Consider the following 20,738-nt stretch of genomic DNA (forward strand, 5'->3'; position numbering starts at 1 on the left):
CGTCTCGCTGCGCTCGCTCAACGACCGGTCGTTGAGCGAGCGAGCGGAGCGAGCGAGACGAAACGCAGGCTACCGGCCGAGGGCGCGGGCGAGCTTCGAACCGGATGCCGCGGGGCGGCCGCCGGCGGATGCCACGAGCTCGTCGGCAGCGGCGAAAAGGGCAGCGCGGGACGCATCGTCCGCGGGTGCGGCGGGGCCGAGCTCGAGCTCCCATTCGCGCCACGACGTCTCGACGCCGCGGCGCACGTCGGTCGCGGTGACACGGTCATCGACGAACTCGGCGACCAGTCCCCCGGCCGCGTCGCGCAGCGCGTAGGCGGTGCGGGCGTTGCGGATGCGGGCGAGCACGTCGAACGGCGGTGCGGCGACGTGCGCGAGCGCTGCGACCACGGCATCCGGCGGCACCGGCGCCTCGTCGTCGTCGGCGGCGCCGAGCGCCCAACGGGATTCGTGCTTACCCTCGGGGGTGGAGCGCTTGATGTGCCAGCCCTCGTCCGGGCCGCCGGTGCGGCGGCGCAGCGCCGTCAGCGACGCCGCCAGCGCACCGTCGGCCGTGTCGAGGTAGCGGGCGTCGAGTGCCCGCGCCTCCGCGGCGTCGACGGCGGCGACACCGGGCAGCGCCGACCAGTCGGGCAGCGGTGTGGTGTCGTCGACGTCGTACTTGCGCTCGATCTCGAGCGAATGCTCCGCGTCAGCGGTCACTCGTCGCGGCCGTCGGGGTCCGGGTTGATGTCTTCGGTGGCCTCGACGTAGCGGAACGTCGCCTCGGTGGGTCCGTCGTGCTCGCCGGTGTGCTCGAGCGCACCGTCGCGCTCGTAGACGAGCTGGCCCTCACCATAGGGCGCGATGTAGCGCTCCAGGTCAGGGTCCTCCAGCGGCAGAACCTGTCCGTCGAGCGGACCTCCGAGCAGTCGTGCAATGGCCATGGTCGACCTCCTGCCCTGAGCCTAGCCCTGACCACAGGCCGCCGCCGTCGGTGTCAGTGGTGCGTCGGGAAACCGAGGCTGATCTGACTCTCACTCGGGTCGGGCCACCGTGTCGTGACGACCTTGCGGCGCGTGTAGAACTGGAACGCCTCCGGGCCGTACATGTGGGTGTCGCCGAACAGCGAGTCCTTCCACCCGCCGAACGAGAACGCACCCACCGGGACCGGGATCGGCACGTTCACGCCGACCATGCCCACCTCGATGTCGAATTCGAACTGCCGCGCCGTGCCGCCGTCGCGCGTGAACACGGCGACCCCGTTGGCGTACCGGCTCGCGTTGATGAGGGCGACGGCCTCGTCGTAGTCGGCGACGCGCACGACCGACAGCACCGGGCCGAAGATCTCTTCGTCGTAGACGCGCATGCCGGGCGTGGCGTGGTCGACGAGCGACGGGCCGATGAAGAAGCCACCGCCGTCGACCGTGACCTCGCGGCCGTCGACGACGAGTGTCGCCCCCTCGCCTTCGGCCCCGGCGACGAATCCGGTGACGCGGTCGAGCGCGTCGGGCGTGATGAGCGGGCCCATGTCGGTGGCTGGGTCGGCGCCGTCGCCGACGGTCAGTCCGCCGAGGCGCTCGGCGACCTTCGCGACGAACTCGTCGGCGACCTCGCCGACCACAGCGGCGACCGAGATCGCCATGCACCGCTCCCCCGCCGACCCGTACGCTGCCGAGACGGCGGCGTCGGCCGCGGCATCCACATCGGCGTCGGGCATCACGACCATGTGGTTCTTCGCCCCGCCGAGGGCCTGCACGCGCTTGCCGTTGGCCGCAGCCCGCGTGTAGATGTGCTGCGCAACCGGCGTCGAGCCGACGAACGAGACGGCGCGGATGGTCGGGTCGTCGAGGATCGCGTCCACGGCCTCGCGGTCGCCGTGGACGATGTTGAGGATACCGTCGGGCACGCCCGCCTCAGCGAACCGCTCCGCAAGCCACACCGCGGCCGAAGGGTCGCGCTCGCTGGGCTTGAGGATCGCGGCGTTGCCGGCGGCGATCGCGGTGGTGACCATCCACAGCGGCACCATCGCCGGGAAGTTGAACGGGGTGATGCAGGCGACGACGCCGATCGGCTGGCGCACCTGGTGCACGTCGACGCCGCTGGCGACCTGCTCGGCGTACTCGCCCTTGAGGTGGTGCATGAGGCTCGTGCAGAACTCGACGTTCTCCAGTCCGCGTGCGACCTCGCCGAGCGCGTCGGCGTGGGTCTTGCCGTGCTCGGCGGTGATGATCGCGGCGAGCTCGTCGGCGCGGTTCGCGATCACTTCGCGCAGCTTGAACATGATCGCCTGCCGCTTGACGAGGCCGGTCTCGCGCCACGCCACCTGCGCCTCGGCCGCGATGCGGGCGGTTTCGGCCACGACGGCCGCGGATGCCAGGGCGACCTCGCCAGTCTGCTCCCCCGTCGCCGGATTGTAGACCGGGCCGGTGCGGCCGTCGGCGGCGACCTTGCGGCCGCCGATGACGTGCGGGATCTGCGCGTAGCTGGTGGCGGTGGATGTCGTTGTCGTGCTCATGCGGGGCTCCTTGTGGGATGTGGGATCAGACGGCGGGCGGTTCGTAGCCGCGCAGGGTGCCGTCGGGGGTGGCGAAACGGGTGACGAGGGTGCAGTCCTTGCCGCCGAGGCCCTCGTCGACGAGCTGCTGCAGTTGTCCGAGGGCGAGCTCGGCGGCGGGCACATGCACGCCGGTGGCGTGCCCGGCGTCGACGGCCAGGGCGCAGTCCTTGAAGGCGAGGTCGACCGAGAACGTGGCGTCGAAGTTGCGGTTCGCGGCGGCAGTGTCGACGACACCGGGCACCGGATACCAGGTCTTCAGCGGCCACGACGAGCCGGACGAGGCGCCGGCGACCTGGTACATGACCGCGGGGTCGAGGCCGAGCTGCTCCGCCAGCTGCGAGCCCTCGGCGACGGCCATGACGCCGATGAACAGCATCATGTTGTTCACGAGCTTCGCGGCGATGCCGCTGCCGGCGTCGCCGCAGTCGACGATCGTCGCGGCCATGGGCGCTGCGAACGCACGCGCGCGGGCGAGGTCGTCGGGGTGCCCGCCCAGCATGAACGTGAGCGTGTGCGCCGCGGCACCCGCCGTGCCGCCCGAGATCGGGGCGTCGACGAAGGCGAGGCCGCGGGCCTCGGCCTCGCGGTGGCACCAGCGCGACGTCTCGACGTCGACCGTCGAGGTGTCCATGAGGAGGGTACCGGCATCCGCCAGCGCGAACACTCCCTCGTCGCCGCCGTAGACGCCGCGCACATGCTCTGGTCTCGGCAGTGACGTGATGCACACGTCGGCGCCGTCGAGCGCTGCGGCGATCGAGTCGACGATCTCGACACCGTGCGCCGCTGCGGCCTCGCGGGCTGACGCATCGAGGTCGACACCGCGCACGGTGTGACCTGCTGCGGTGAGGTTGGCGGTCATCGGCCCGCCCATGTGGCCGAGTCCGATCCAGGCGTATGTGGACATGGGGTTCTCCCTGCGACGTCCTTGTCGCGACCGCGGGGTGTGCGGTCGTCGCCCCCAGCCTATGCGGCGTTGCGCGCGACGTCATCCGCGACCGGACGGCGACACCGCCCGCGCGACTTAGACTTCAACGCGATGAAACCGTTCCTGTTGCTGGCCACCCGCGCCGAAGACGTGCCCGCCGACGAGGAGTACGAGCTGTTCCTCCGCTACAGCGGGTTGGACCGGCGCGACCTCGTGCGGGTGCGGCTCGAGGCAGGGCCCATGCCCGAGATCGACCTCGACGACTACTCCGGCATCTTCGTCGGCGGCGGACCGTTCAACGCGTCCGACCCGGATGAGAAGAAGTCGGCGGTGCAGCACCGGGTCGAAGCCGAGTTCGGCGCACTGCTCGACCGGGTCGTCGCCGAGGACTTTCCATTCCTCGGCGCCTGCTACGGCATAGGCACCCTCGGTGTGCACCAGGGCGCGGTGATCGACCGGACCCACGCCGAGCCGATCAGCGTCGTCGAGGTCAGCCGCACCGTCGTCGGCGCCGATGACCCGCTGCTGGCCGGGCTCCCGGACCAGTTCACGGCGTTCGTGGGCCATAAGGAGGCCGTCACGGTGCTCCCGCCGACCGCGACCCTGCTCGCGACGTCGGCCGCGTGCCCCGTGCAGATGTTCCGCGTCGGGCAGCACGTGTACGCGACCCAATTCCACCCCGAGCTGGATGTCGAGGGCATCACGACGCGCATCCACGCCTACGCCGACTACGGCTACTTCGCGGCCGACGAGAAGCACCTCACCCTCGAGGCGGTGCGGCGCCTGCCCGTGACGCACACCGGCAGCATCCTGCGCCGCTTCGTCGAGCGGTACGCGCGCTAGGAACCGCCGCGAGACAGCAGTCACCCCTCCCTCAGCGCACCCAACCGGGTGCGCGCGGACTCGAGCCGATCCCAGACCGGCTTTGCGACGCGCTCGAGGATCTCTACCTCGTCAGTCGAGACGTTCGCCCGCCATGCGTCCGCGACCTCGGCCGGCGACCTGTCGAAATTGTGTAGCTGTGTCGCAACCGCCGCCGTGGAGGACTCCCGCGACAACTCACCCGCCATCGCACTGTTCCACCCGATACCGAGCCTGCTGGCAAGTGTGCGCCCCGCGGGAGTACCCCCACTGGCCAATTCATGGTGCGACACAATGTGGACACCATCGGAGGTGACGCCGTCGGAGACGACATCGCGCAATGTCAGCGCATGCAACACCGACCAGAACGCACACATCGCTTCCACCTCGTTCGCCTCGCCCGGCTCGGGAAGCTCGGGAAGCCCACTCCCGTCAACGCTGGCGAGCACCGCGCGGAGTTCAGCCAGATCCGGCGACCAGCCCATCCGTCGGTAGCTGGCCAGCACCGCACCGGGATGACGATAGAGCAGCACGGCACGCGCACCGGTCGCTGCCATCACTGCCGGCACGGACAACATGGCAAACGGATCTTTGATCACGACGCGCGTCCTAGGCCATGGCGCCGCCCACTGCCGGTGGCCGTAGCGACTGTAGGTCAGCGGGTTGAGCCCTCTATACGCCAGTGCGAGCGCGCGCTGCTGTGCGGGCGTAGGGTTTGTGACGCGGGCCCAGCCCGACAGCGTGCCCCCGAGCGCGTACTGGCCGCGCCTGGGATTCATGGGCTCCCGGCCTGCAAGCGCCAGGCCGTTGCCCTGCGCGAGAAGCCGTGCGAGCCACGTTGTTCCGGAGCGTGGGACACCCGTGACCAGAATCGGTGCTCGGTCCGGCCTCTCGTGTCGTGTCCCCAACATCGACCTCCTCGATCCCCAGTTTGAGGCATCAGTGTAGTGGGTTAGGACTCGGAGCGCGGCAACCCACCACCTAGGTCAGAGGACGGGCGGGGTGTGCCAGATGCGGTCGATGTAGTCGCGCATCGACCGGTCGGACGAGAAGAATCCGCAGCGGGCGACGTTGAGGATCGCGGAACGCGTCCAGGCGTCCTGATCGGCGTACGCGGCATCCACCTTCGCCTGCGCCCCGATGTAGGTCGCGTAGTCGGCCAGCACCATGAAGCGATCGTCGTAGAGCAGGTTCGACACGACGGGCTCGAAGACCGAGCGGTCGCCTCCCGAGAACGCACCCGACGCGATCAGGTCGATCGCGCTGCGCAGCTGCGGGTCGCGCTGGTAGAACTCAGCCGGCTTGTAACCGCGCGCCCACAGCGCCTCGACTTCGGGCTCACTCATGCCGAACAGGAAGAAGTTGTCGTCGCCGACGAGCTCGCGGATCTCGACGTTCGCGCCGTCGTCGGTGCCGATGGTGAGCGCACCGTTGAGGGCGAACTTCATGTTGCCGGTGCCGGACGCCTCCTTGCCTGCAAGCGAGATCTGCTCCGACAGGTCGGCGGCGGGAATCACGCGCTCGGCGAGGGTGACGTTGTAGTTGGGCGGAAAGATCACCTTCAGTCGGCCCTCGACGCGCGGGTCGTTGTTGACGACCTGCCCGACCGCGTTGATGAGGTGGATGATGCGCTTGGCCATCGCATAGCCAGGCGCCGCCTTCGCACCGAAGATGAAGGTGCGCGGCTGCACGTCGGCTGCGGCCACCTTGCCCGAGATGATCGCCTCGTACTGCGTCACGATGTGCAGCAGTTTCAGCATCTGACGCTTGTACTCGTGGAGGCGCTTGACCATGACGTCGAGCATGTGCCCGTCACTGACCTCGACGCCGTCGCGCGCCGCGAGCACCGCCGACAGTCGGCGCTTGTTGTCGGCCTTGATCTCGCCGAACGCCGTGCGGAAGTCGGGATCTTCGGCGTACACCTCGAGCTCACGCAGCCGCTCGAGGTCGGTGAGCCAGCCGGTGCCGAGGGCGCTCGTGATGAGCTCGCTCAGCTCGGGGTTCGCGAGCCGCACGAAACGACGCGGGGTCACGCCGTTGGTGACGTTCGTGAACTTGCCGGGGAAGAACTCGTTGAAGGCGGGCAGCACCTTCTCGCGCAGCAGCTGCGAGTGCAGCTCGGCGACGCCGTTCACCTTCGCGCCGGCGACGGTGGCGAGGTACGCCATGCGGACGCTGCGCTCGGGGTGCTCGGCGATGATCGACATGTTGCGGATGCGCATCTCGTCGTCGCCGTAGCGGGCACGCACCTCGTCGAGGAAGTCGTCGTTGATGCGGTAGATGATCTCGAGGTGCCGCGGCAGCAGCCGACCGAGCAGGTCGACGGGCCATTCCTCGAGGGCTTCGGGCAGCAGCGTGTGGCACGTGTACGCGAAGCATTCGCGCGTGATGTCCCACGCGGCATCCCACTCGAGCCCGCGCTCGTCGACGAGCACGCGCATGAGCTCGGGCACGCCGATCACGGGGTGGGTGTCGTTGAGCTGGAAGATGACGCGCTCGGGCAGTCGGGTGAGGTCGAAGTCCTTCGGCAGCACGGTGTCGAGGAAGTCCTTGATGGATGCCGCGACGAAGAAGTACTGCTGCTGCAGGCGCAGCTCCTTGCCCTGCGGCGTGGAGTCTTCGGGGTAGAGCACCTTGGAGATGTTCTCGGCGAAGGTCTGCGCACGCACCGCCTCGGCATAGTCGCCCGAGTTGAAGATGCGCAGGTCGAAGGCGTCGGTCGCGCGTGCGCTCCACAGGCGCAGGGTGTTCACGCGCCCGTTGTGATAGCCGGGAACCATGTAGTTGTAGGGCAGGGCCTGCACGTTCCAGCCCGGCACCCACCGCGTGCGGGTGACGCCTGCATCGTCGTAGGTCTCGGTGTGTCCGCCGAACGAGACCGTCTGTGCGGCCTCGGGGTGCGGGAACTCCCACGGCGAACCGAGCGCGAGCCACGCGTCAGGCTGCTCGACCTGCTGGCCGTCGACGAAGGTCTGACGGAAGATGCCGTACTCGTAGCGAATGCCGTAGCCGATGTTGGGCACGCCCATCGTCGCGAGGGAGTCGATGAAGCACGCGGCCAGTCGCCCGAGACCGCCGTTGCCGAGGCCGGGTTCGACCTCGTGGCCGCGCAGCTCGTCGATGTCGATGCCGCACGAGGCCATCGCCTCGGTCGCGATTTCGGTGAGTCCGGTCGCCAGCAGGTTGTTGTCGAGCTGTCGGCCGAGCAGATATTCGGCCGAGAGATAGCAAACGCCCTTGCCCTGCGCCTCGCGCTGGCGACGCAGGTCTTCGAGCCAGCGCGCCATCAGGTAGTCGCGCACGGTGTGCGCGAGCGCTTGATAGCGATCGTTGTCGCTGGATGCCGAGAGCGGGACGCCACGGACCAGGTTGAGGTTCTCGAGGAATTGCCGCACGAATCCGTCGACCGTGCGCGGCGGCGAGGTCACCGGGGCGATCGCGAGCGGGTGGGTGGCGCCTGCCGGGTGGGTCGCGCCGGTCGGGTGCAGCGCGGGGGCGTTGTTGTCGAGCACAGAATGAACCGTACCCCGCCGAGGGCCCAGACTGTGACCGTTCCCAGCAAGTCGTTGCGCAGTATTCACAGAGCGCGCCGCGTTCGGCGGGTCTGTCAGGCGTCGCCGCGCTCGCTGCGGGCAGCGGCCTGCGCCGTGCGCAGTTCGGCGGATGCGGCCACCACGGCATCCTCCGCCCGGTGCACGCGCAGCTGCGCGATCGTGGTCGAGCCGTGCGTTTCGCGTACGCGGTCGGCGTCTTCGGCGACCTTCGTGACGATGAAGGCCGTCGCGATCAGGATGACCTGAGCGGACAGGTTGAGCCAGAGGAGCAGTGCGATGAGCGATCCGAACGTGGCGAGCAGCGGATTCGAGGTCGCTCCGCCCACGAACAGGCCCGACAACTGCTGCAGCACCGTGAGGCCGACGGCGCCGACAAGGGCACCCGACCACAGCGCCTTCGGCTTCGCCCGCACACCGGAGAGCACCCGGAACAGCGCCGCGATGATGACGGCATCCAGCACGAAGGTCACCACGATCGCCAGCGCGCGACCGGCGACCGTCACGAGCGGATCGTCGCCGGCGACACCGAGCCATCCCGCGACGAGGTCGAGGCCAGCCGTGCCGAGCATGGTCGCGCCGGCCGAGGCGAGCAGCCCCGCCCCGACGGTGACGGCGAGCAGCAGGTTGCGCAGCAGCACCCAGATGAAGAGGGTGTCGTCGCCGACGATGCCGGCGATCTGCCGCATCGCGAGGCGCAGCGACCCGATCGCGCCGATCGCGGCGCCGATGAGGCCGAGGAGTGAGACGGCACCGGCGATGGTCAACCCGGCCATCGGTGCGATCTCGGACGTGTCGATGAGGCCGTCGTCGCCGACGAGACCGGGGACGGCGCTGTCGACGGCGGCGACGAGCGCCTGCCAGGCAGTGGGGTTGCCGGTCAGCCAGATCGCGGCGATCGAGAAGCCGAGCAGCACACCGGCGAAGACGCTGAACAGGGTGCGGTAGGTGACGCTGTCGGCGAGCATCGGGCCCTTGTTCATCGAGTAGCGGAAATAGGCCCGGACCAGGCTGCGACGCAGCATCCAGGCGACCACGGATCCGAGAACACCTTTATTCACATCAGCCTCAACAATCTCGCGCTTCCCATTCCCCCCACCGGTCGCGGCGGAATAGGATACCCACGGGGAGAGGATATGCCGTGAAGGGACTCGCGGAGACATTGATCCGCACCGGCGCGGTTCGTGCTCAAGACATGTGGGATGCCGTCGCTCAAGTGGGCGACGGCCCGGAGTTGCGCGCGCAGCTGCTTGCGATGCAACTCGTCACCGAGTCGCAGATCGCCGAGGGCGTCGCCGAGCAGACCGGCTACACGTTCGTCGACCTCACCGCACTCACCCTGAGCGCCGAGACCGTCAGCGCCGTGCCCGCGAATCTGTGCCGTCGGTACCGCCTCATTCCCATCGAACGCGGCCGCCGCAGCATCACGGTCGGCATGGTTGACCCGAGCGACATCATCGCGCTCGACGACGTCGCGACGGCAACCGAACTCAACGTGCGTCCGGCTGTCGTCGCGGCCGATGCGTTGGAGGCCGCCTTCGCTCGCTTCTTGCGCTCCGACGAAGAGTTGAGCGACCTGTCGGAGCAGATCGGTGAGATCGCGGCAGCCGACGCCGGCCCCGGCGCCACCGAGTCACTCGAAGACACCGCAGACGACGCGCCCATCGTCCGCTTCGTGAACCTGCTGATCTCGCAGGCCATCAGCGACCGCGCCAGCGACATCCACATCGAACCCGGCGAGAAGCACCTCGCGGTGCGGTACCGCATCGACGGGGTGCTGCACGAGATGCAGCGCGCCGACCGTGCAATTCAGGACGGCGTCATCTCGCGTCTGAAGATCATGGCCGCGGTCGACATCGCCGAGAAGCGCAAGCCGCAGGACGGCCGCCTGTCGGTGCAGCACGACGGGCGTCAGATCGACCTGCGCCTCGCGACGCTGCCGACGGTGTGGGGCGAAAAGATCGTCATGCGAATCCTCGACAGTTCGGCGCAGTCGCTCACGATGCAGGACCTGCGTTTCTCGCTCATCAACGAGCAGCGGTTCCGCGGCGCGATCAGCCGCCCGCACGGCATGGTGCTCGTCACCGGCCCCACCGGGTCGGGCAAGTCGACGACGCTGTACACGGCACTGAACACGGTCGCGAACCCGCGCATCAACGTCATCACGGTCGAAGACCCGGTCGAGTACCGCATGGCGGGCATCAACCAGGTGCAGGTGAACGCCCGCGCCGGCATGACCTTTCAGGCGGCACTGCGCTCGATTCTGCGGTCGGACCCCGACGTCGTGCTCGTCGGTGAGATCCGCGACCAGGAGACCGCGACGATCTCCATCGAGGCCGCCCTCACCGGTCACCTCGTGCTCTCGACGCTTCACACCAACGACGCACCGAGCGCTCTGACACGGCTCACCGAGATCGGCTGCGAGCCGTTCCTCGTCGGCACGGCACTGTCGGCGGTCGTCGCCCAGCGCCTCTCGCGTCGACTGTGCCTGAAGTGCCGTGAGTCGTACGTCGAGTCGGCCGATGTACTCGAGAGCATCGGCTTTCCGCACAACCCGCTCGACCCGCCTGTGCTGTACCGCGCCGTCGGCTGCTCGGCTTGCTCGGGCACGGGGTACCGCGGGCGCGTCGCACTGCACGAAGTGATGACGGTCTCCGAATCGCTCGAGCAGATGGTCGTCGGGCACGCGACCGGTACCGAGCTGCGCACGAAGGCGATCGAAGAAGGCATGGTGCCGCTGCGAGAAGACGGCTTCAGCAAGGTCGCGCAGGGCATCACCACGATCGAAGAGGTGTTGCGCGTCGCGGTCTGAGCCGGGCGCCAGCCGGGTCTCGATACACCGCGGCTGCGCCGGTTCACGCGGCGGCGGGGGCGTAGTCGAATCGGTGTCTGGCGCCGAGTCTCGGGGTGCGGGTGCTGTCGACCCATGGCGGCGGGATGAACCAGACGCGTGCGTTCGTGCCGGGACCGTCGATACGGATGTCCCAACCGTTGTCGTGGATGCGGTGGTGGCAGCTTGTGCAGAGCAGGACGCCATTGGACAGGTCGGTTCTCCCGCGGTCTCTGGCCCACCATTGGATGTGGTGCACCTTCGCGTGCCCGGGTGGCGCACCGCAGAAGGCGCAGCCGCCGTCTCGTTCGATGAGGGCGAGGCGTTGTGCGGGCGTGAAGAGGCGCTTCTGGCGGCCCCAGTCGAGGATCTCGCTGTCACCGCCGAGGACGCAGGGGATGATGCCTTTGTCGGCGGCCATGCGACGGACGGTGCTGATGGAGACGGGTGCGGCGGTGCCGTCGATACTGGCGTGGCCGGTGCCGTCTCGAAGGTCGTCGAGCGAGACCCGCACCACGACGGTCGCGCCCTGGAGGGGCATGTCGCGTCGGTCGCAGCCGAGGAGGTGTTCGCAGAGCGCCACGAGCGCATCGGCTTGCAGGCGTGGGATGGTGCGGTGTGGTGCGTCGGGAAGATCGTCGAGAGGCCGGTCGACGGGGTCGGCGGTGCCGGTCGATGCGTCACCGGCGGTGTGGCCGCGGTCCCGCTGGGCGGCGAGTTCGGCGGTGACGTAGCCTTCGATGGCGGCGCGGACCGGGGCTGCTGCTTCGGGGTCCAGGGTGCCGTGCAGGTGCAGCATCCCGTCACGGTCTTCTCGCATACGCAAGACGCGCCCAGCGCGCAGGTCGTCCTCGCGGGGCGCGACCCCGTCAGGGTCGAGGTGCGCTTCGACTCGGACCAGGATCTTGCTGAGCTGGTCCAGCGACAATCCGGGCGCCTGCTTCACGAGCACTCGCTCGGCGTCGTCGACCGCAGCCCGGCCGGCGCGGGGCTCCACCCGGTCGAGCACTGCGACGATCGCGGCGGCCGCGGCACTCGAGAGATCTCCAGTCCCGACACCGGCAGCCACGTGCGGATGCTTCGCCGGCGCGGCCTCACCACTGAACTGCATGCGGGGTGCGGTCGCGTCACCGACCTGCACCAGCCGGGCCGCTTCTCCGTTCGTGGTGCCCAGGGTCGTCGCCAGCAGCGTGTTCGCGTTCCGGAATCCGTGCTGCTTCGCGAGCGAGTCCGCTCCGAGTTCGGGACGCGACTGGCGCGAGATCTCGGCCGCGACCTGCACAGCGGCCGCGTCGGTGAGTCGGCGCACCCGAGCGAGCGCATCGTTGAGCTCGACGAGCCGGGCTCCCTCGAGCCCGGCGACACCGTCGGCCGGCCACAGCTCACGGGCCGCGTCGACCGCGGTCTGCAGATGCTCGGCTGGCGTCTTCATGTTCGAAACACTACGCCTCACCTCCGACATTGCTTCGAAACTTTCCACAGTCTGGGTTTGGGTCTCGATACACCGCGGCGAAGCCGCGGCACTCGACCACCGGGAGGGACACCGCGGCTGCGCGGACTGGATGCCGGCGACGTGTACATCTGGATCGAACGCGACGACCACGGGGCCATCACCAGAACCACAGGCTACGAAGCGAGCGCCGACGGCCGGCATGTGAGCGGGCGTGGCTGTTCAGTAGGCGCTCCGGCCCGTTCTGGCTGCAGCTCGGCTTCGAGCCGGCGAATCGGGATGCCCTGGCATCCGTCCTGGCCGACACCCTGCAGCGCGAAGTCGCCTGGTCACGTGCCCTTTCGAGCCCCTGAAACGGAGCAGGGCGCAAGGCCTCCCCTGCCTCACGCCCTGCCGTCTGAGAACGGCGACTACTGGTTGCCCAGTTCGCCGTAGATCGAGAAGATCGGCATGTAGAGCGACACGACCATGCCGCCGATCAGAATGCCGATGCCGACGATGAGGATGGGTTCGATCGACGCCGTGAGCTGCTCGGTCGCCGTCTCGACCTCACCTTCGTAGAAGTCGGCGATGCTTGCGAGCATGTCGGGCAGTGTGCCCGATTCCTCGCCGACTGATGCCATCTGCGCCACCATCGAGGGGAACACGTCGGCCTTCGCGAGGGGTGCCGAGAACGACTTGCCCTGCTTGACCGACTCCTGCACCTCACGCACCGCCTGCTCGACCGCGAAGTTGTTCGACGCTTCGCCGACGATACCGAGCGCCTGCACGAGCGGCACACCGGCCTTCAGCATCATCGACAGGCCGCGGGTGAAGCGGGCGACCGCGATCTTGGTCGAGAGCGGACCGAACACCGGCAGCTTGAGCTTGAGCGGGTCGACGACCTTGCGGACGTTCTCTTCGTTCTTGTTGCGCACCCACCAGAGCCACCCGATGATGCCGACGAGGATCAGCACGGGCAGGATCCACACCATGTTGTTCGACAGCGTCACCAGGATCTGCGTCGGCAGCGGCAGCTCCGACCCGAGGTTGGTGAACATGCCCGCGAAGATCGGCACGATGAAGGTGACCATCGCGATGACGCCGATGATCGCGATCACGAGCACAATGAGCGGATAGGTCGTGGCCGATTTGATCTTGTTGTTGAGTTCGGCCTCACCCTTGTAGGTCGCCGCGACCGAGGTCAACGACTGCCCGAGAAAGCCGCCGGTCTCACCGACGCGCACCATGCTGACCATGAGCGGCGGGAACACCCGCGGGTGCTTCGCGAACGCGGCCGACAGCGCCGAACCCGACTCGACCGCAGCGTGCACCTGCACGAGCGCGGCCTGCAGCTTCTTGTCTTCGGCCTGCTCGATGAGGATCGACAGCGTGCGCATGAGCGGCAGGCCTGCGTTGATGAGGCCCGCCATCTGCTTGGCGAACACGGCCAACGTGTCGGCCTTGACGCCCTTCTCGAAGCCGGGGATCGAGATCTCACGGTTGAGCCCGGTCTTGCTCGTCAGCGCGACCTCGAGCGGCGTCAATCCCTGCGCGCGGAGCTTGCCGGCGACGGCCGACTCGCTGCTCGCTTCGATCGTGCCCTTGACGATCCCACCGCCGGTCGCGTCGACCGCACGGTAGGTGTACTCCTCGATGAGCGGCATCAGTGCCCCCATCCCACGTCTTGGCGTTCGGCGCCGTGCGCGCTCCACGCATCGGCATCCAAGTCGACCGGCCGCACCCGCACCTCGTCGAGCGAGCGAGGATCGTTCGCGATCGACTTCGCGACGGCCATCGAGATCGTGCCGTTGCCGACCAGCCGCTTGAGGTCCTGATCGAGCGTGTGCATGCCGAGCCCGCCGCCGGCCTGGATCATCGAGTAGATCTGGCTGACTTCGCCCTCGCGGATGAGGTTGGCGATGGCGGGGGTGTTCACGAGCACCTCGGTGGCGATCGCCCGGCCCTCGCTCTGCGCCATCGGCAGCAGCGTCTGGGTGATGATGCCCTGCAGTGTGTCGCCGAGCTGCGTGCGCACCTGCGGCTGCTGGGCGGGCGGGAACGCGTCGACGATACGGTTGATCGACTTCGCAGCGCTCTGCGTGTGCAGCGTCGACAGGACGAGGTGTCCGGTCTCGGCGGCCGTGAGTGCCGTCGAGATCGATTCGGGATCGCGGAGCTCACCGATGAGGATGATGTCAGGGTCCTGACGCAGCACCCGGCGCAGCGCCTCTGAGAACGACGCGGTGTCGCTGCCGATCTCGCGCTGGTGGATGAGTGCGCGTTTGCTGGTGTGACGGAACTCGACAGGGTCTTCGACCGTGACGATGTGGGCCGGCAGCGTGCGGTTGACGATGTCGATCATGGCGCTCAGGGTCGTCGACTTTCCGGACCCGGTCGGACCGGTCACGAGCACGAGTCCGCGCGGCTTGAGCACGAGCTCTTGCGCGACGCTGGGCACACCGAGCTCTTCGATGCTCTTCGTCTTGTCGGGGATGAATCGCAGCGCGACTGCGACGGCTCCCAGCTGACGGAACACGTTCACACGGAAGCGGGCCACGTCGGGCACTTCGAACGAGAGGTCGACCTCGCCCTTCTGACGGAACTCGGCCACCTGCTCCCCCGACAGCATGTCGCCGAGGGCGGATTCGAGCCAGTTCGTGCTGGTGGGCTCTTCATGCCCGGGAATGAGCGCGAGGTCGCCGTCGACGCGCATGAACGGCGGGTGCCCCGCGGTCAGGTGCACGTCGGAGGCGCGCGAGCGGCCCGCGACGGCGAGCATGGATGCCAGGGCGGCGTTCGCGATGGCCATCTCAGCCCTCCGTCCGGATGAAGGCGAGCACGGTCGCGGTGAGGGTCTCGCCGCCGACGTACGTGCCGTCGATGGGTGCGAGCAGCCGCGGTCCGCGCCCGAGGTCGTCGATGAAGCGGGCCGCGGCCTCGGGATCCTCGGTCTTGACGTCGATCGTGATGATGACCTGACGCTGCAGACTCGGGCCGTCCGCAGCGGCCTGCGGCTCGGCCGCACCGGCTTCGCCCGAGTCCGCCCCGTCACCGTCGGTCTCGGCGGCGACCGCCGTCGCGGCGGCTTCTTCGACCACGGTGGTGCGTGCGATGAAGTCCTCGGGGTCGGCGACCGCGACACTGTCGATCATCACGTCAGTGCGTTCGGCGGCCGCGTTGATCAGCTCGAAGACGTCGTCCAGCTGCGGTGCTGTCGCGATCTCACGTCGCAACTCCGCCAGATTCGCATCGATCTCGTCGATGCGGTCGTTCGCCGCTGACAACTGCGCGACCTGCGTCTCGTAGACGACGTTCGTCTGGGCGACCGTGCGCGTCTGCCCGTCGATCGTCTGCGATTGGGAGTACATCGGGAGTGCGACCAGCGCGATGCCCGCCACCACGATGGCGACGACCAGCACGAGTCCGGCCAGATTGATGAGCTGCTTCGTGCTGTTCATTCCGTGACCTCCGCTGCGTAGGCGCCGGTGTAGACCGACTGGTCGAAGCTGATGCGCAGCTCGTACTCGTACGATTCGTCGTCGGCGGTGCTCTGCCATCCGTCGACCTCGAGCACGCTTTCGATGCCGCGCAGCTCGCGGACGAGTGGGACGATCTCGGCCGGCGATGCACTCGACAGCGTGAGCGTGCCGGTGGCTCCCACCTCGAGGGCAGGATCATCGCCCTGCGCCAGCCCACCGGGAGCGAGGCTGAAACCCGTGACACTGACATCTTCGGGCAGTGCGTTGTCGACGGTGGCGAGCAGCTGGGCCCACGTGAGATCGGTTCCCATCGCGGCGGTGCGGAAGTCGGCGAGCTCGCCCTCCAAGTCCAGCTTCGCTCGCACGTCGGTGAGCGCGGCGACCTGCGTGAGCAGCGCGTTCGTGCGAGCGTTCTCCTCAGCCAGCCGCATCGCGGCAGTGACCTGAAGGAAGAAGGTGCCTGCCGCGGCGAGCGCGACGACGAGCAGCGCGCTCACGATTCCCCACATCCATCGTCGGATCAGCGAAGCGCGCTCGCGGCGCGCGGTCTCGGCGCGCGGCATGAGATTGACGCGGGGCGCGGCCCCGAGCGAGAAGACGGCGGCGGTGGCCATCAGCGCACCTCCCCGAGGGCGAGGCCGACCGTGGTGACAGCATTGAGCTCGTCGTCGCGGTTGTCGAGCGCGCCCTTGGTCTTGACGATGCGCGCGACGTCGAGCGCATCGACCGGGATCGGGATGCCGCCCGCGAGCGCCTCGACGACCCCCGGCACCGCGACACCCGCACCGCTGAGCAGCACGCGCGTGATCGGCTGGTCGCCCGCGCGGTCGGTGTAGAAGCGCAGGGTGCCCGACAGTCGGGTCACAAGATCGGCGATGGCCGAGGCCGACATGACCGTCGGGCGGGCCGTCCCCCGGGCCGCCGCGCGAAGGCGGCGGGCTGGCGCCTCGGTCGGCGGCACGGTCTCGAGCAACTCCTCGATGACCGGTACCTCCTGCAGGGCGCCCTCGGCCGCGGCGGCCGCCGCTTGCACGGTCTCGCGGGTGCGGACCGCGTCGGTCGCGATGTCGATGGGGATGATGCGCACGAACTGCGGGATGCCGTCGCGGATCACGACGACATAGCTCGTGTGGTCGCCCAGGTGCAACGCGGCGACGGTCTCGCCGGCCGCAGCGACGCGCGCGACGGCGCGGGCGAGGCCGAAGGGCGCAAGGTCGACCGTGTCGACGGTGAGTTTGGCCTTGCCGACGGTTGCGACGAGGTCGTCGACCGTCTCGGCGACGGCCGCGACGAGCAGGCCGCTCAGCCGCCCGGCCTCCTCGCTGACGGCGTAGAAGTCGAGCACGGCCTGGTCGGCGGGCACCGGCAGCAGGTCCTGCACCTGGAACGGCAGCGCTTGCCGCAGCAGGTCGGGTCGCATCGAGGCGGTGGTGTACTCACGCACCAGGATGCGGCGACTGCCGATGCCCAGCACGACGTGCTTGCTCTTGAAGCCCGCGCGCGACCACAGCTGTCGCAGCGCGAGGACGATGGCATCCCGGTCGATGACCTCGGAATCCTTCGCGGCTTCGGGTGGGAGTGGGACGGAGCCGAAGGCCACGAGGGTGGGAGTGCGGCCGGTGGTCACTTCGGCGGCGCGGACGCCTTCCTCCGTGATCTCCAGGCCGACGATCGTGTTTGCCATGCCCGTCCTCCTTTCTTGTGTGTCCGTGGCTGCTCAGGCGGCGCCGAGCAGGCCGAGGTACCAGCGCGAGACGTCCTGCCCCGCGAAGATGCCGATCCAGGCCCCGACGAGCATCCACGGCCCGAAGGGGATGGCGCTCTTGCGACCGGCGCGGCGGCCGATCATGAGCGCGATGCCGACGATGCCGCCGACGAGGAAGCCGGCGAACGCGCCGACGATGAGCGCGCCCCAGCCGATCCAGCCGAGCGCGATGCCGAGCACGCCCGCGAGCTTCACGTCGCCGCCGCCCATGCCGCCGGGGCGGATGAGCCGCAGCAGCAGGTAGAACGTGTAGAGGGCGGCGCCGCCGACGACGGCGCGCAGCATGGCGTCCCACTGCGCGCAGCACAAGCTGGCGATGAGGAAGAGCCCCAGCATGACGGGGTACGCCGGCAGCACGATCGCGTTCGGCAGGCGACGGACGTCGAGGTCGATGAGGGCCAGCGCGATGCTGATCGCTGCGAGGTAGAGGTAGGCGACGGTGAGGGCATACGCGCCGATCGGCCCGATGCCGGCCCAGGCGTCGATGCTCCACCACGCGACCCCGACGAAGGCGATACCTGTCGCGAGTTCGACCAGCGGGTAGCGGGGCGAGATGGGCGCCTTGCACCCGGCGCACCGGCCACGAAGCAGCAGCCACGACAGCACCGGGATGTTCTGCCAGGCGCGCACCTTGGTGTCGCACTGCGGGCAGCGACTTTCGCGCGTGAGCGGAATGCCGGCCGGCACGCGGTAGATCACGACGTTGAGGAACGAGCCGATGACGAGGCCCAGGATGCCGGCGAACACCAGTGCGAAGGTGAAGAGTCCGGGAGGGAGAGTGCTCATCCCACATCCTCCCAAGCGACGTCACGCTGCGAGATGAGTGTCCCCAGCCCCGCCGCGCCGCCGCCGGTCGACTCGTCGATGCCCATGCCGGGCACACCGATCGGGTCGGCGGTGAATGTGAGGCCGCCACCGTAGTTCCATCCACCGCCGTAGAAGGTGCCGTTCCACTGGTCGTCGATGCCGCCGGCGCCACCGGCGACGTCGATCTTGCACGGCGAGTACGCGATCGCCTTGACACTCGTCGCGATGACGGTGCCGTTGATCTTCAGCGCGCCGTAGCCTGAGCCGCACGTGGGCTTGCTGTCACCGGGCGTCGGGTCTTCGGTCATGACCCACAGCTTGGGCTTGGCGGAGAGCCCGGTCGCGCCCCTGACCTGCAGCGTCGTGAGGTCGAACCCCTTCGCGAGCAGCACGATATTGGTTTTGATCGCGATGTTCGGGTTCGATCCGTTGTTGCTGCTGAACGTGCCGCAATTGCGGGCATCGATGATCGTCGGGCTCGCGTACGACGCGAGCGATGTCCACCCTGTTCCGGGGCTGCTGTTGAAGTACCCGCACGTACCAGGTCCGCTCCCGGAGGCAGCGAGCGTCACGATCGTGAAGCCCGGCCAGTCGGCGGCAGCGAACTTGTACTCGAACCAGCTGGGCAGCGTCGGCGCAACAGGGCCCGCCACCGTCGCGGTTCGGACGACGCCACCCGAGACGACACCGCTCTGGGTGTTGAGGGTGCTGGCTGTCGGCATGGTGAGCGTGCCCTGGATGCGGACGTTGCCGAGCGAGACGTTGCCGTTCGCCGTCACCGAGCCCGCGACGGACTTCCCCTCCCATCCGAAGGTGATGCGTCCGTTGGTGTGGAGGCTGCCGCCGAGGGTGCCGCGCACTGTGCTCGTGCCGGTGCCGCCCGTCGTGACGTTCCCCTTGATCGTGTCGGTGCCGCAGCACATGTCGAGCACGCCTGCCGCCGAGGTGGCAGCCCCGTCGATCGTGCAGCCGCCATTGGCGGAGATGTCGCCGCGCGCGGTGATGTTCGCGGGGATGTGGTTCTGGCAGGTGAACGAGGCCTGCGGCACCACGATGTTCAGCAGGCGCCCCGTGGCGGCGGTATCGACCTCGTGCGTGAAGGTGACGTTCCCGGTGCCGAAGAAGACCATGTCGCCGACGCCTTCCGGCGCCTCGCTGTAGCTGTACACGGCCTGCACGCCGGTCCGCGCACCGTCGACCTCGGAGTACGAGGTGATGGTCGCGAACCCGGCGCCGCACGTGACCGCGTAGTCGTACGCCGGCGATCCGGAGCCGTCGACTGTGATGTCGCTGTCTGAGAGCGTCACACCGGAAGCGGGGCACGACAGGTCGCCGCGCTTGAGGCCTGCGACCACGTCGGCGAGGCCCGCGTCGGCGGCGGCACGGGACTGCGCCGTGCTGCGGCTGTCGACGACGACGCCCGAGGTGTTGGTGACGATCGCGGCGAGGGAGAGGGCGCCGATGCTCAGCACGAGCATGATCACGAGCACGGAGACGAGGGCGGATCCACCGTCGCCATCGGCGCGGAGGCGTCGCACGATGTTCACCAGCATGTGAGTGTTCCTTGTGTCTCGGCTTGGGCGGCCACACCGTCACGGAAGGCGACCGTCTCGTCGCCGGTGGAGATCTCGAAGCCGATGCGAAGGTTCTTCGCGCCTGCGAGTTCGAAGGCGGCGCCGCTGCCGAGCGTGCCGACGGCATCGGTGGCGATCGTCGTCCAAGCCGTCGTGACGGCCCCGATCTGTGTCGTCGACTCCCGGTAGCGGAGGTCACCGCCGACGACAGCCCACGCGCGGCACACGAGACTGTCGTCGGCCGTCACGACGCGTGCATCGACCCGCGTGCCCGAACCGCTGATGCGGAAGTCCTCTGCGTTGCGCACAGAAGACATCAAGGTGGCGCTCACGACGTTGGACTCCCCCGTCGCGTGATCACGTGCCGTCGCGCGCTCCTGCGCGGTGATGCCGTTGATGAACATCAGGGCGAGGAGCCCCAGAAAGAGCGCGGAGACGACGATCACGACGATGAGCTCGACGAGCGTCAGCCCCTCGTCGTCGTGCGGGACGACGCTCATGCGCTCGCCACCGGGATGCGGGTGGGCAACGTGACGAGCACGTCACCGTCGGCGGCGCGGACGGTCACGGTCACGACGACCGTCGTCGGGTACGACGCCGCCCCGCTCGGGCACGAGGCGACGGCGACCGTCGCGGTGTGACCGGTGCCTGCGGGGTCGGAGACCGCGCTCGCCGCGGGCACGGCACGGGTCCGCAGCGCGGCGCAGCTCGTGGGCGACGTCGACTCGGTCGGGAACGCCGCCTTGATGGGGGCCAACTGCGAGTTCGCGAAAGTCGTCGCCGACACGACGTCGCGGTTGACGACGCTCGCGCGCGTCGCACCGATCATGAGCGGCAGGACGGCCACCGCGATGACCATCAAGAGAAACATGGCGATGATGACCTCGACGAGGCTGAAGCCGTCATCGCCGGCACGCTTCTGCACGTGCACCTCCAGGGGAGTGAGGTGTCGGGCGGGATGTGAAGGAAGCGGAG

The 20,738-nt window shown here is 68.8% G+C and carries 19 protein-coding genes; 2 read left to right on the forward strand and 17 right to left on the reverse strand.

What is annotated here, in order from left to right:
* Positions 1 to 69: 69 nt before the first annotated feature.
* From ACSF8R_RS09620 to ACSF8R_RS09635, 4 genes are read right to left on the reverse strand one after another with little or no spacing between them, the layout of a single operon-like run.
* On the reverse strand, positions 70 to 702 hold the full coding sequence (locus ACSF8R_RS09620; RefSeq protein WP_434811665.1) for a CYTH domain-containing protein: 633 nt from the start codon (positions 700 to 702) through the stop codon (positions 70 to 72).
* On the reverse strand, positions 699 to 926 hold the full coding sequence (locus tag ACSF8R_RS09625) for a response regulator (RefSeq protein ID WP_434811666.1): 228 nt from the start codon (positions 924 to 926) through the stop codon (positions 699 to 701). Before ACSF8R_RS09625 ends, ACSF8R_RS09620 begins: the two co-directional genes overlap by 4 nt.
* Before the next feature lie 53 nt (positions 927 to 979).
* Positions 980 to 2,497 (reverse strand): CoA-acylating methylmalonate-semialdehyde dehydrogenase, encoded by a 1,518-nt coding sequence (locus tag ACSF8R_RS09630; RefSeq protein ID WP_434811667.1) that lies wholly within the window; start codon positions 2,495 to 2,497, stop codon positions 980 to 982.
* 25 nt (positions 2,498 to 2,522) lie between these two features.
* Positions 2,523 to 3,443, reverse strand: coding sequence for an NAD(P)-dependent oxidoreductase (locus ACSF8R_RS09635; protein WP_434811668.1), 921 nt, complete (start codon positions 3,441 to 3,443; stop codon positions 2,523 to 2,525).
* A gap of 132 nt (positions 3,444 to 3,575) precedes the next feature.
* Here ACSF8R_RS09635 and ACSF8R_RS09640 point away from each other — a divergent pair, with 132 nt between their 5' ends.
* Positions 3,576 to 4,307, forward strand: a complete 732-nt coding sequence (locus ACSF8R_RS09640) for a glutamine amidotransferase (protein WP_434811669.1) — start codon at positions 3,576 to 3,578, stop codon at positions 4,305 to 4,307.
* A gap of 20 nt (positions 4,308 to 4,327) precedes the next feature.
* Here ACSF8R_RS09640 and ACSF8R_RS09645 read toward each other — a convergent pair whose 3' ends face one another.
* From ACSF8R_RS09645 to ACSF8R_RS09655, 3 genes are all read right to left on the reverse strand, one after another.
* On the reverse strand, positions 4,328 to 5,236 hold the full coding sequence (locus ACSF8R_RS09645; RefSeq protein WP_434811670.1) for a sulfotransferase: 909 nt from the start codon (positions 5,234 to 5,236) through the stop codon (positions 4,328 to 4,330).
* A gap of 75 nt (positions 5,237 to 5,311) precedes the next feature.
* Positions 5,312 to 7,753 carry a glycogen/starch/alpha-glucan phosphorylase gene (locus ACSF8R_RS09650; RefSeq protein WP_434811709.1) on the reverse strand — a complete coding sequence of 814 codons (2,442 nt, stop codon included), beginning with the start codon at positions 7,751 to 7,753 and terminating at the stop codon, positions 5,312 to 5,314.
* A gap of 179 nt (positions 7,754 to 7,932) precedes the next feature.
* Entirely contained in the window at positions 7,933 to 8,913 is a 981-nt protein-coding gene (locus ACSF8R_RS09655) for a YihY/virulence factor BrkB family protein (protein WP_434811671.1), read from the reverse strand.
* A 104-nt stretch (positions 8,914 to 9,017) separates the two neighbouring features.
* Here ACSF8R_RS09655 and ACSF8R_RS09660 point away from each other — a divergent pair, with 104 nt between their 5' ends.
* Positions 9,018 to 10,688 carry a GspE/PulE family protein gene (locus ACSF8R_RS09660; RefSeq protein ID WP_434811672.1) on the forward strand — a complete coding sequence of 557 codons (1,671 nt, stop codon included), beginning with the start codon at positions 9,018 to 9,020 and terminating at the stop codon, positions 10,686 to 10,688.
* Between the two features lie 43 nt (positions 10,689 to 10,731).
* Here the strand turns inward: ACSF8R_RS09660 and ACSF8R_RS09665 are convergent, their stop codons facing one another.
* From ACSF8R_RS09665 to ACSF8R_RS09710, 10 genes are all read right to left on the reverse strand, one after another.
* Complete coding sequence (locus ACSF8R_RS09665) at positions 10,732 to 12,138, reverse strand: DUF222 domain-containing protein (RefSeq protein ID WP_434811673.1); 1,407 nt, start codon at positions 12,136 to 12,138, stop codon at positions 10,732 to 10,734.
* Between the two features lie 428 nt (positions 12,139 to 12,566).
* Positions 12,567 to 13,802, reverse strand: coding sequence for a type II secretion system F family protein (locus ACSF8R_RS09670; protein ID WP_434811674.1), 1,236 nt, complete (start codon positions 13,800 to 13,802; stop codon positions 12,567 to 12,569).
* The gene (locus ACSF8R_RS09675) at positions 13,802 to 14,947 is read right to left on the reverse strand and encodes a type IV pilus twitching motility protein PilT (protein WP_434811675.1); all 1,146 of its coding nucleotides are present in this window, start codon (positions 14,945 to 14,947) and stop codon (positions 13,802 to 13,804) included. The genes ACSF8R_RS09670 and ACSF8R_RS09675 overlap by 1 nt, the downstream gene beginning before the upstream one ends.
* A 1-nt stretch (position 14,948) precedes the next feature.
* Positions 14,949 to 15,596, reverse strand: coding sequence for a hypothetical protein (locus ACSF8R_RS09680; protein ID WP_434811676.1), 648 nt, complete (start codon positions 15,594 to 15,596; stop codon positions 14,949 to 14,951).
* Entirely contained in the window at positions 15,593 to 16,231 is a 639-nt protein-coding gene (locus ACSF8R_RS09685; RefSeq protein WP_434811677.1) for a hypothetical protein, read from the reverse strand. Before ACSF8R_RS09685 ends, ACSF8R_RS09680 begins: the two co-directional genes overlap by 4 nt.
* A complete protein-coding gene (gene pilM / locus ACSF8R_RS09690) occupies positions 16,231 to 17,301 on the reverse strand; it encodes a type IV pilus biogenesis protein PilM (RefSeq protein WP_434811678.1) in 1,071 nt (356 codons plus the stop codon). The genes ACSF8R_RS09685 and pilM overlap by 1 nt, the downstream gene beginning before the upstream one ends.
* 33 nt (positions 17,302 to 17,334) lie before the next feature.
* Entirely contained in the window at positions 17,335 to 18,168 is an 834-nt protein-coding gene (locus tag ACSF8R_RS09695) for a prepilin peptidase (RefSeq protein WP_434811679.1), read from the reverse strand.
* Entirely contained in the window at positions 18,165 to 19,742 is a 1,578-nt protein-coding gene (locus ACSF8R_RS09700; RefSeq protein WP_434811680.1) for a type IV pilus modification PilV family protein, read from the reverse strand. Before ACSF8R_RS09700 ends, ACSF8R_RS09695 begins: the two co-directional genes overlap by 4 nt.
* Complete coding sequence (locus ACSF8R_RS09705) at positions 19,733 to 20,263, reverse strand: prepilin-type N-terminal cleavage/methylation domain-containing protein (RefSeq protein WP_434811681.1); 531 nt, start codon at positions 20,261 to 20,263, stop codon at positions 19,733 to 19,735. Before ACSF8R_RS09705 ends, ACSF8R_RS09700 begins: the two co-directional genes overlap by 10 nt.
* The gene (locus tag ACSF8R_RS09710; RefSeq protein ID WP_434811682.1) at positions 20,260 to 20,688 is read right to left on the reverse strand and encodes a type IV pilus modification PilV family protein; all 429 of its coding nucleotides are present in this window, start codon (positions 20,686 to 20,688) and stop codon (positions 20,260 to 20,262) included. The genes ACSF8R_RS09705 and ACSF8R_RS09710 overlap by 4 nt, the downstream gene beginning before the upstream one ends.
* Between the last annotated feature and the right edge of the window lie 50 nt (positions 20,689 to 20,738).

This window comes from Microbacterium sp. bgisy189 (assembly GCF_965345345.1).
Lineage (GTDB): Bacteria > Actinomycetota > Actinomycetes > Actinomycetales > Microbacteriaceae > Microbacterium.

Bases quoted from the DNA above. Each gene is read 5' to 3' on its own strand.
- ACSF8R_RS09625 (WP_434811666.1), bottom strand. From the start codon at position 926: ATGGCCATTGCACGACTGCTCGGAGGTCCGCTCGACGGACAGGTTCTG.
- ACSF8R_RS09630 (WP_434811667.1), bottom strand. From the start codon at position 2,497: ATGAGCACGACAACGACATCCACCGCCACCAGCTACGCGCAGATCCCG.
- ACSF8R_RS09635 (WP_434811668.1), bottom strand. From the start codon at position 3,443: ATGTCCACATACGCCTGGATCGGACTCGGCCACATGGGCGGGCCGATG.
- ACSF8R_RS09640 (WP_434811669.1), top strand. From the start codon at position 3,576: ATGAAACCGTTCCTGTTGCTGGCCACCCGCGCCGAAGACGTGCCCGCC.
- ACSF8R_RS09645 (WP_434811670.1), bottom strand. From the start codon at position 5,236: ATGTTGGGGACACGACACGAGAGGCCGGACCGAGCACCGATTCTGGTC.
- ACSF8R_RS09665 (WP_434811673.1), bottom strand. From the start codon at position 12,138: ATGAAGACGCCAGCCGAGCATCTGCAGACCGCGGTCGACGCGGCCCGT.
- ACSF8R_RS09670 (WP_434811674.1), bottom strand. From the start codon at position 13,802: ATGCCGCTCATCGAGGAGTACACCTACCGTGCGGTCGACGCGACCGGC.
- ACSF8R_RS09675 (WP_434811675.1), bottom strand. From the start codon at position 14,947: ATGGCCATCGCGAACGCCGCCCTGGCATCCATGCTCGCCGTCGCGGGC.
- ACSF8R_RS09680 (WP_434811676.1), bottom strand. From the start codon at position 15,596: ATGAACAGCACGAAGCAGCTCATCAATCTGGCCGGACTCGTGCTGGTC.
- ACSF8R_RS09685 (WP_434811677.1), bottom strand. From the start codon at position 16,231: ATGGCCACCGCCGCCGTCTTCTCGCTCGGGGCCGCGCCCCGCGTCAAT.
- pilM (WP_434811678.1), bottom strand. From the start codon at position 17,301: ATGGCAAACACGATCGTCGGCCTGGAGATCACGGAGGAAGGCGTCCGC.
- ACSF8R_RS09695 (WP_434811679.1), bottom strand. From the start codon at position 18,168: ATGAGCACTCTCCCTCCCGGACTCTTCACCTTCGCACTGGTGTTCGCC.
- ACSF8R_RS09700 (WP_434811680.1), bottom strand. From the start codon at position 19,742: ATGCTGGTGAACATCGTGCGACGCCTCCGCGCCGATGGCGACGGTGGA.
- ACSF8R_RS09705 (WP_434811681.1), bottom strand. From the start codon at position 20,263: ATGAGCGTCGTCCCGCACGACGACGAGGGGCTGACGCTCGTCGAGCTC.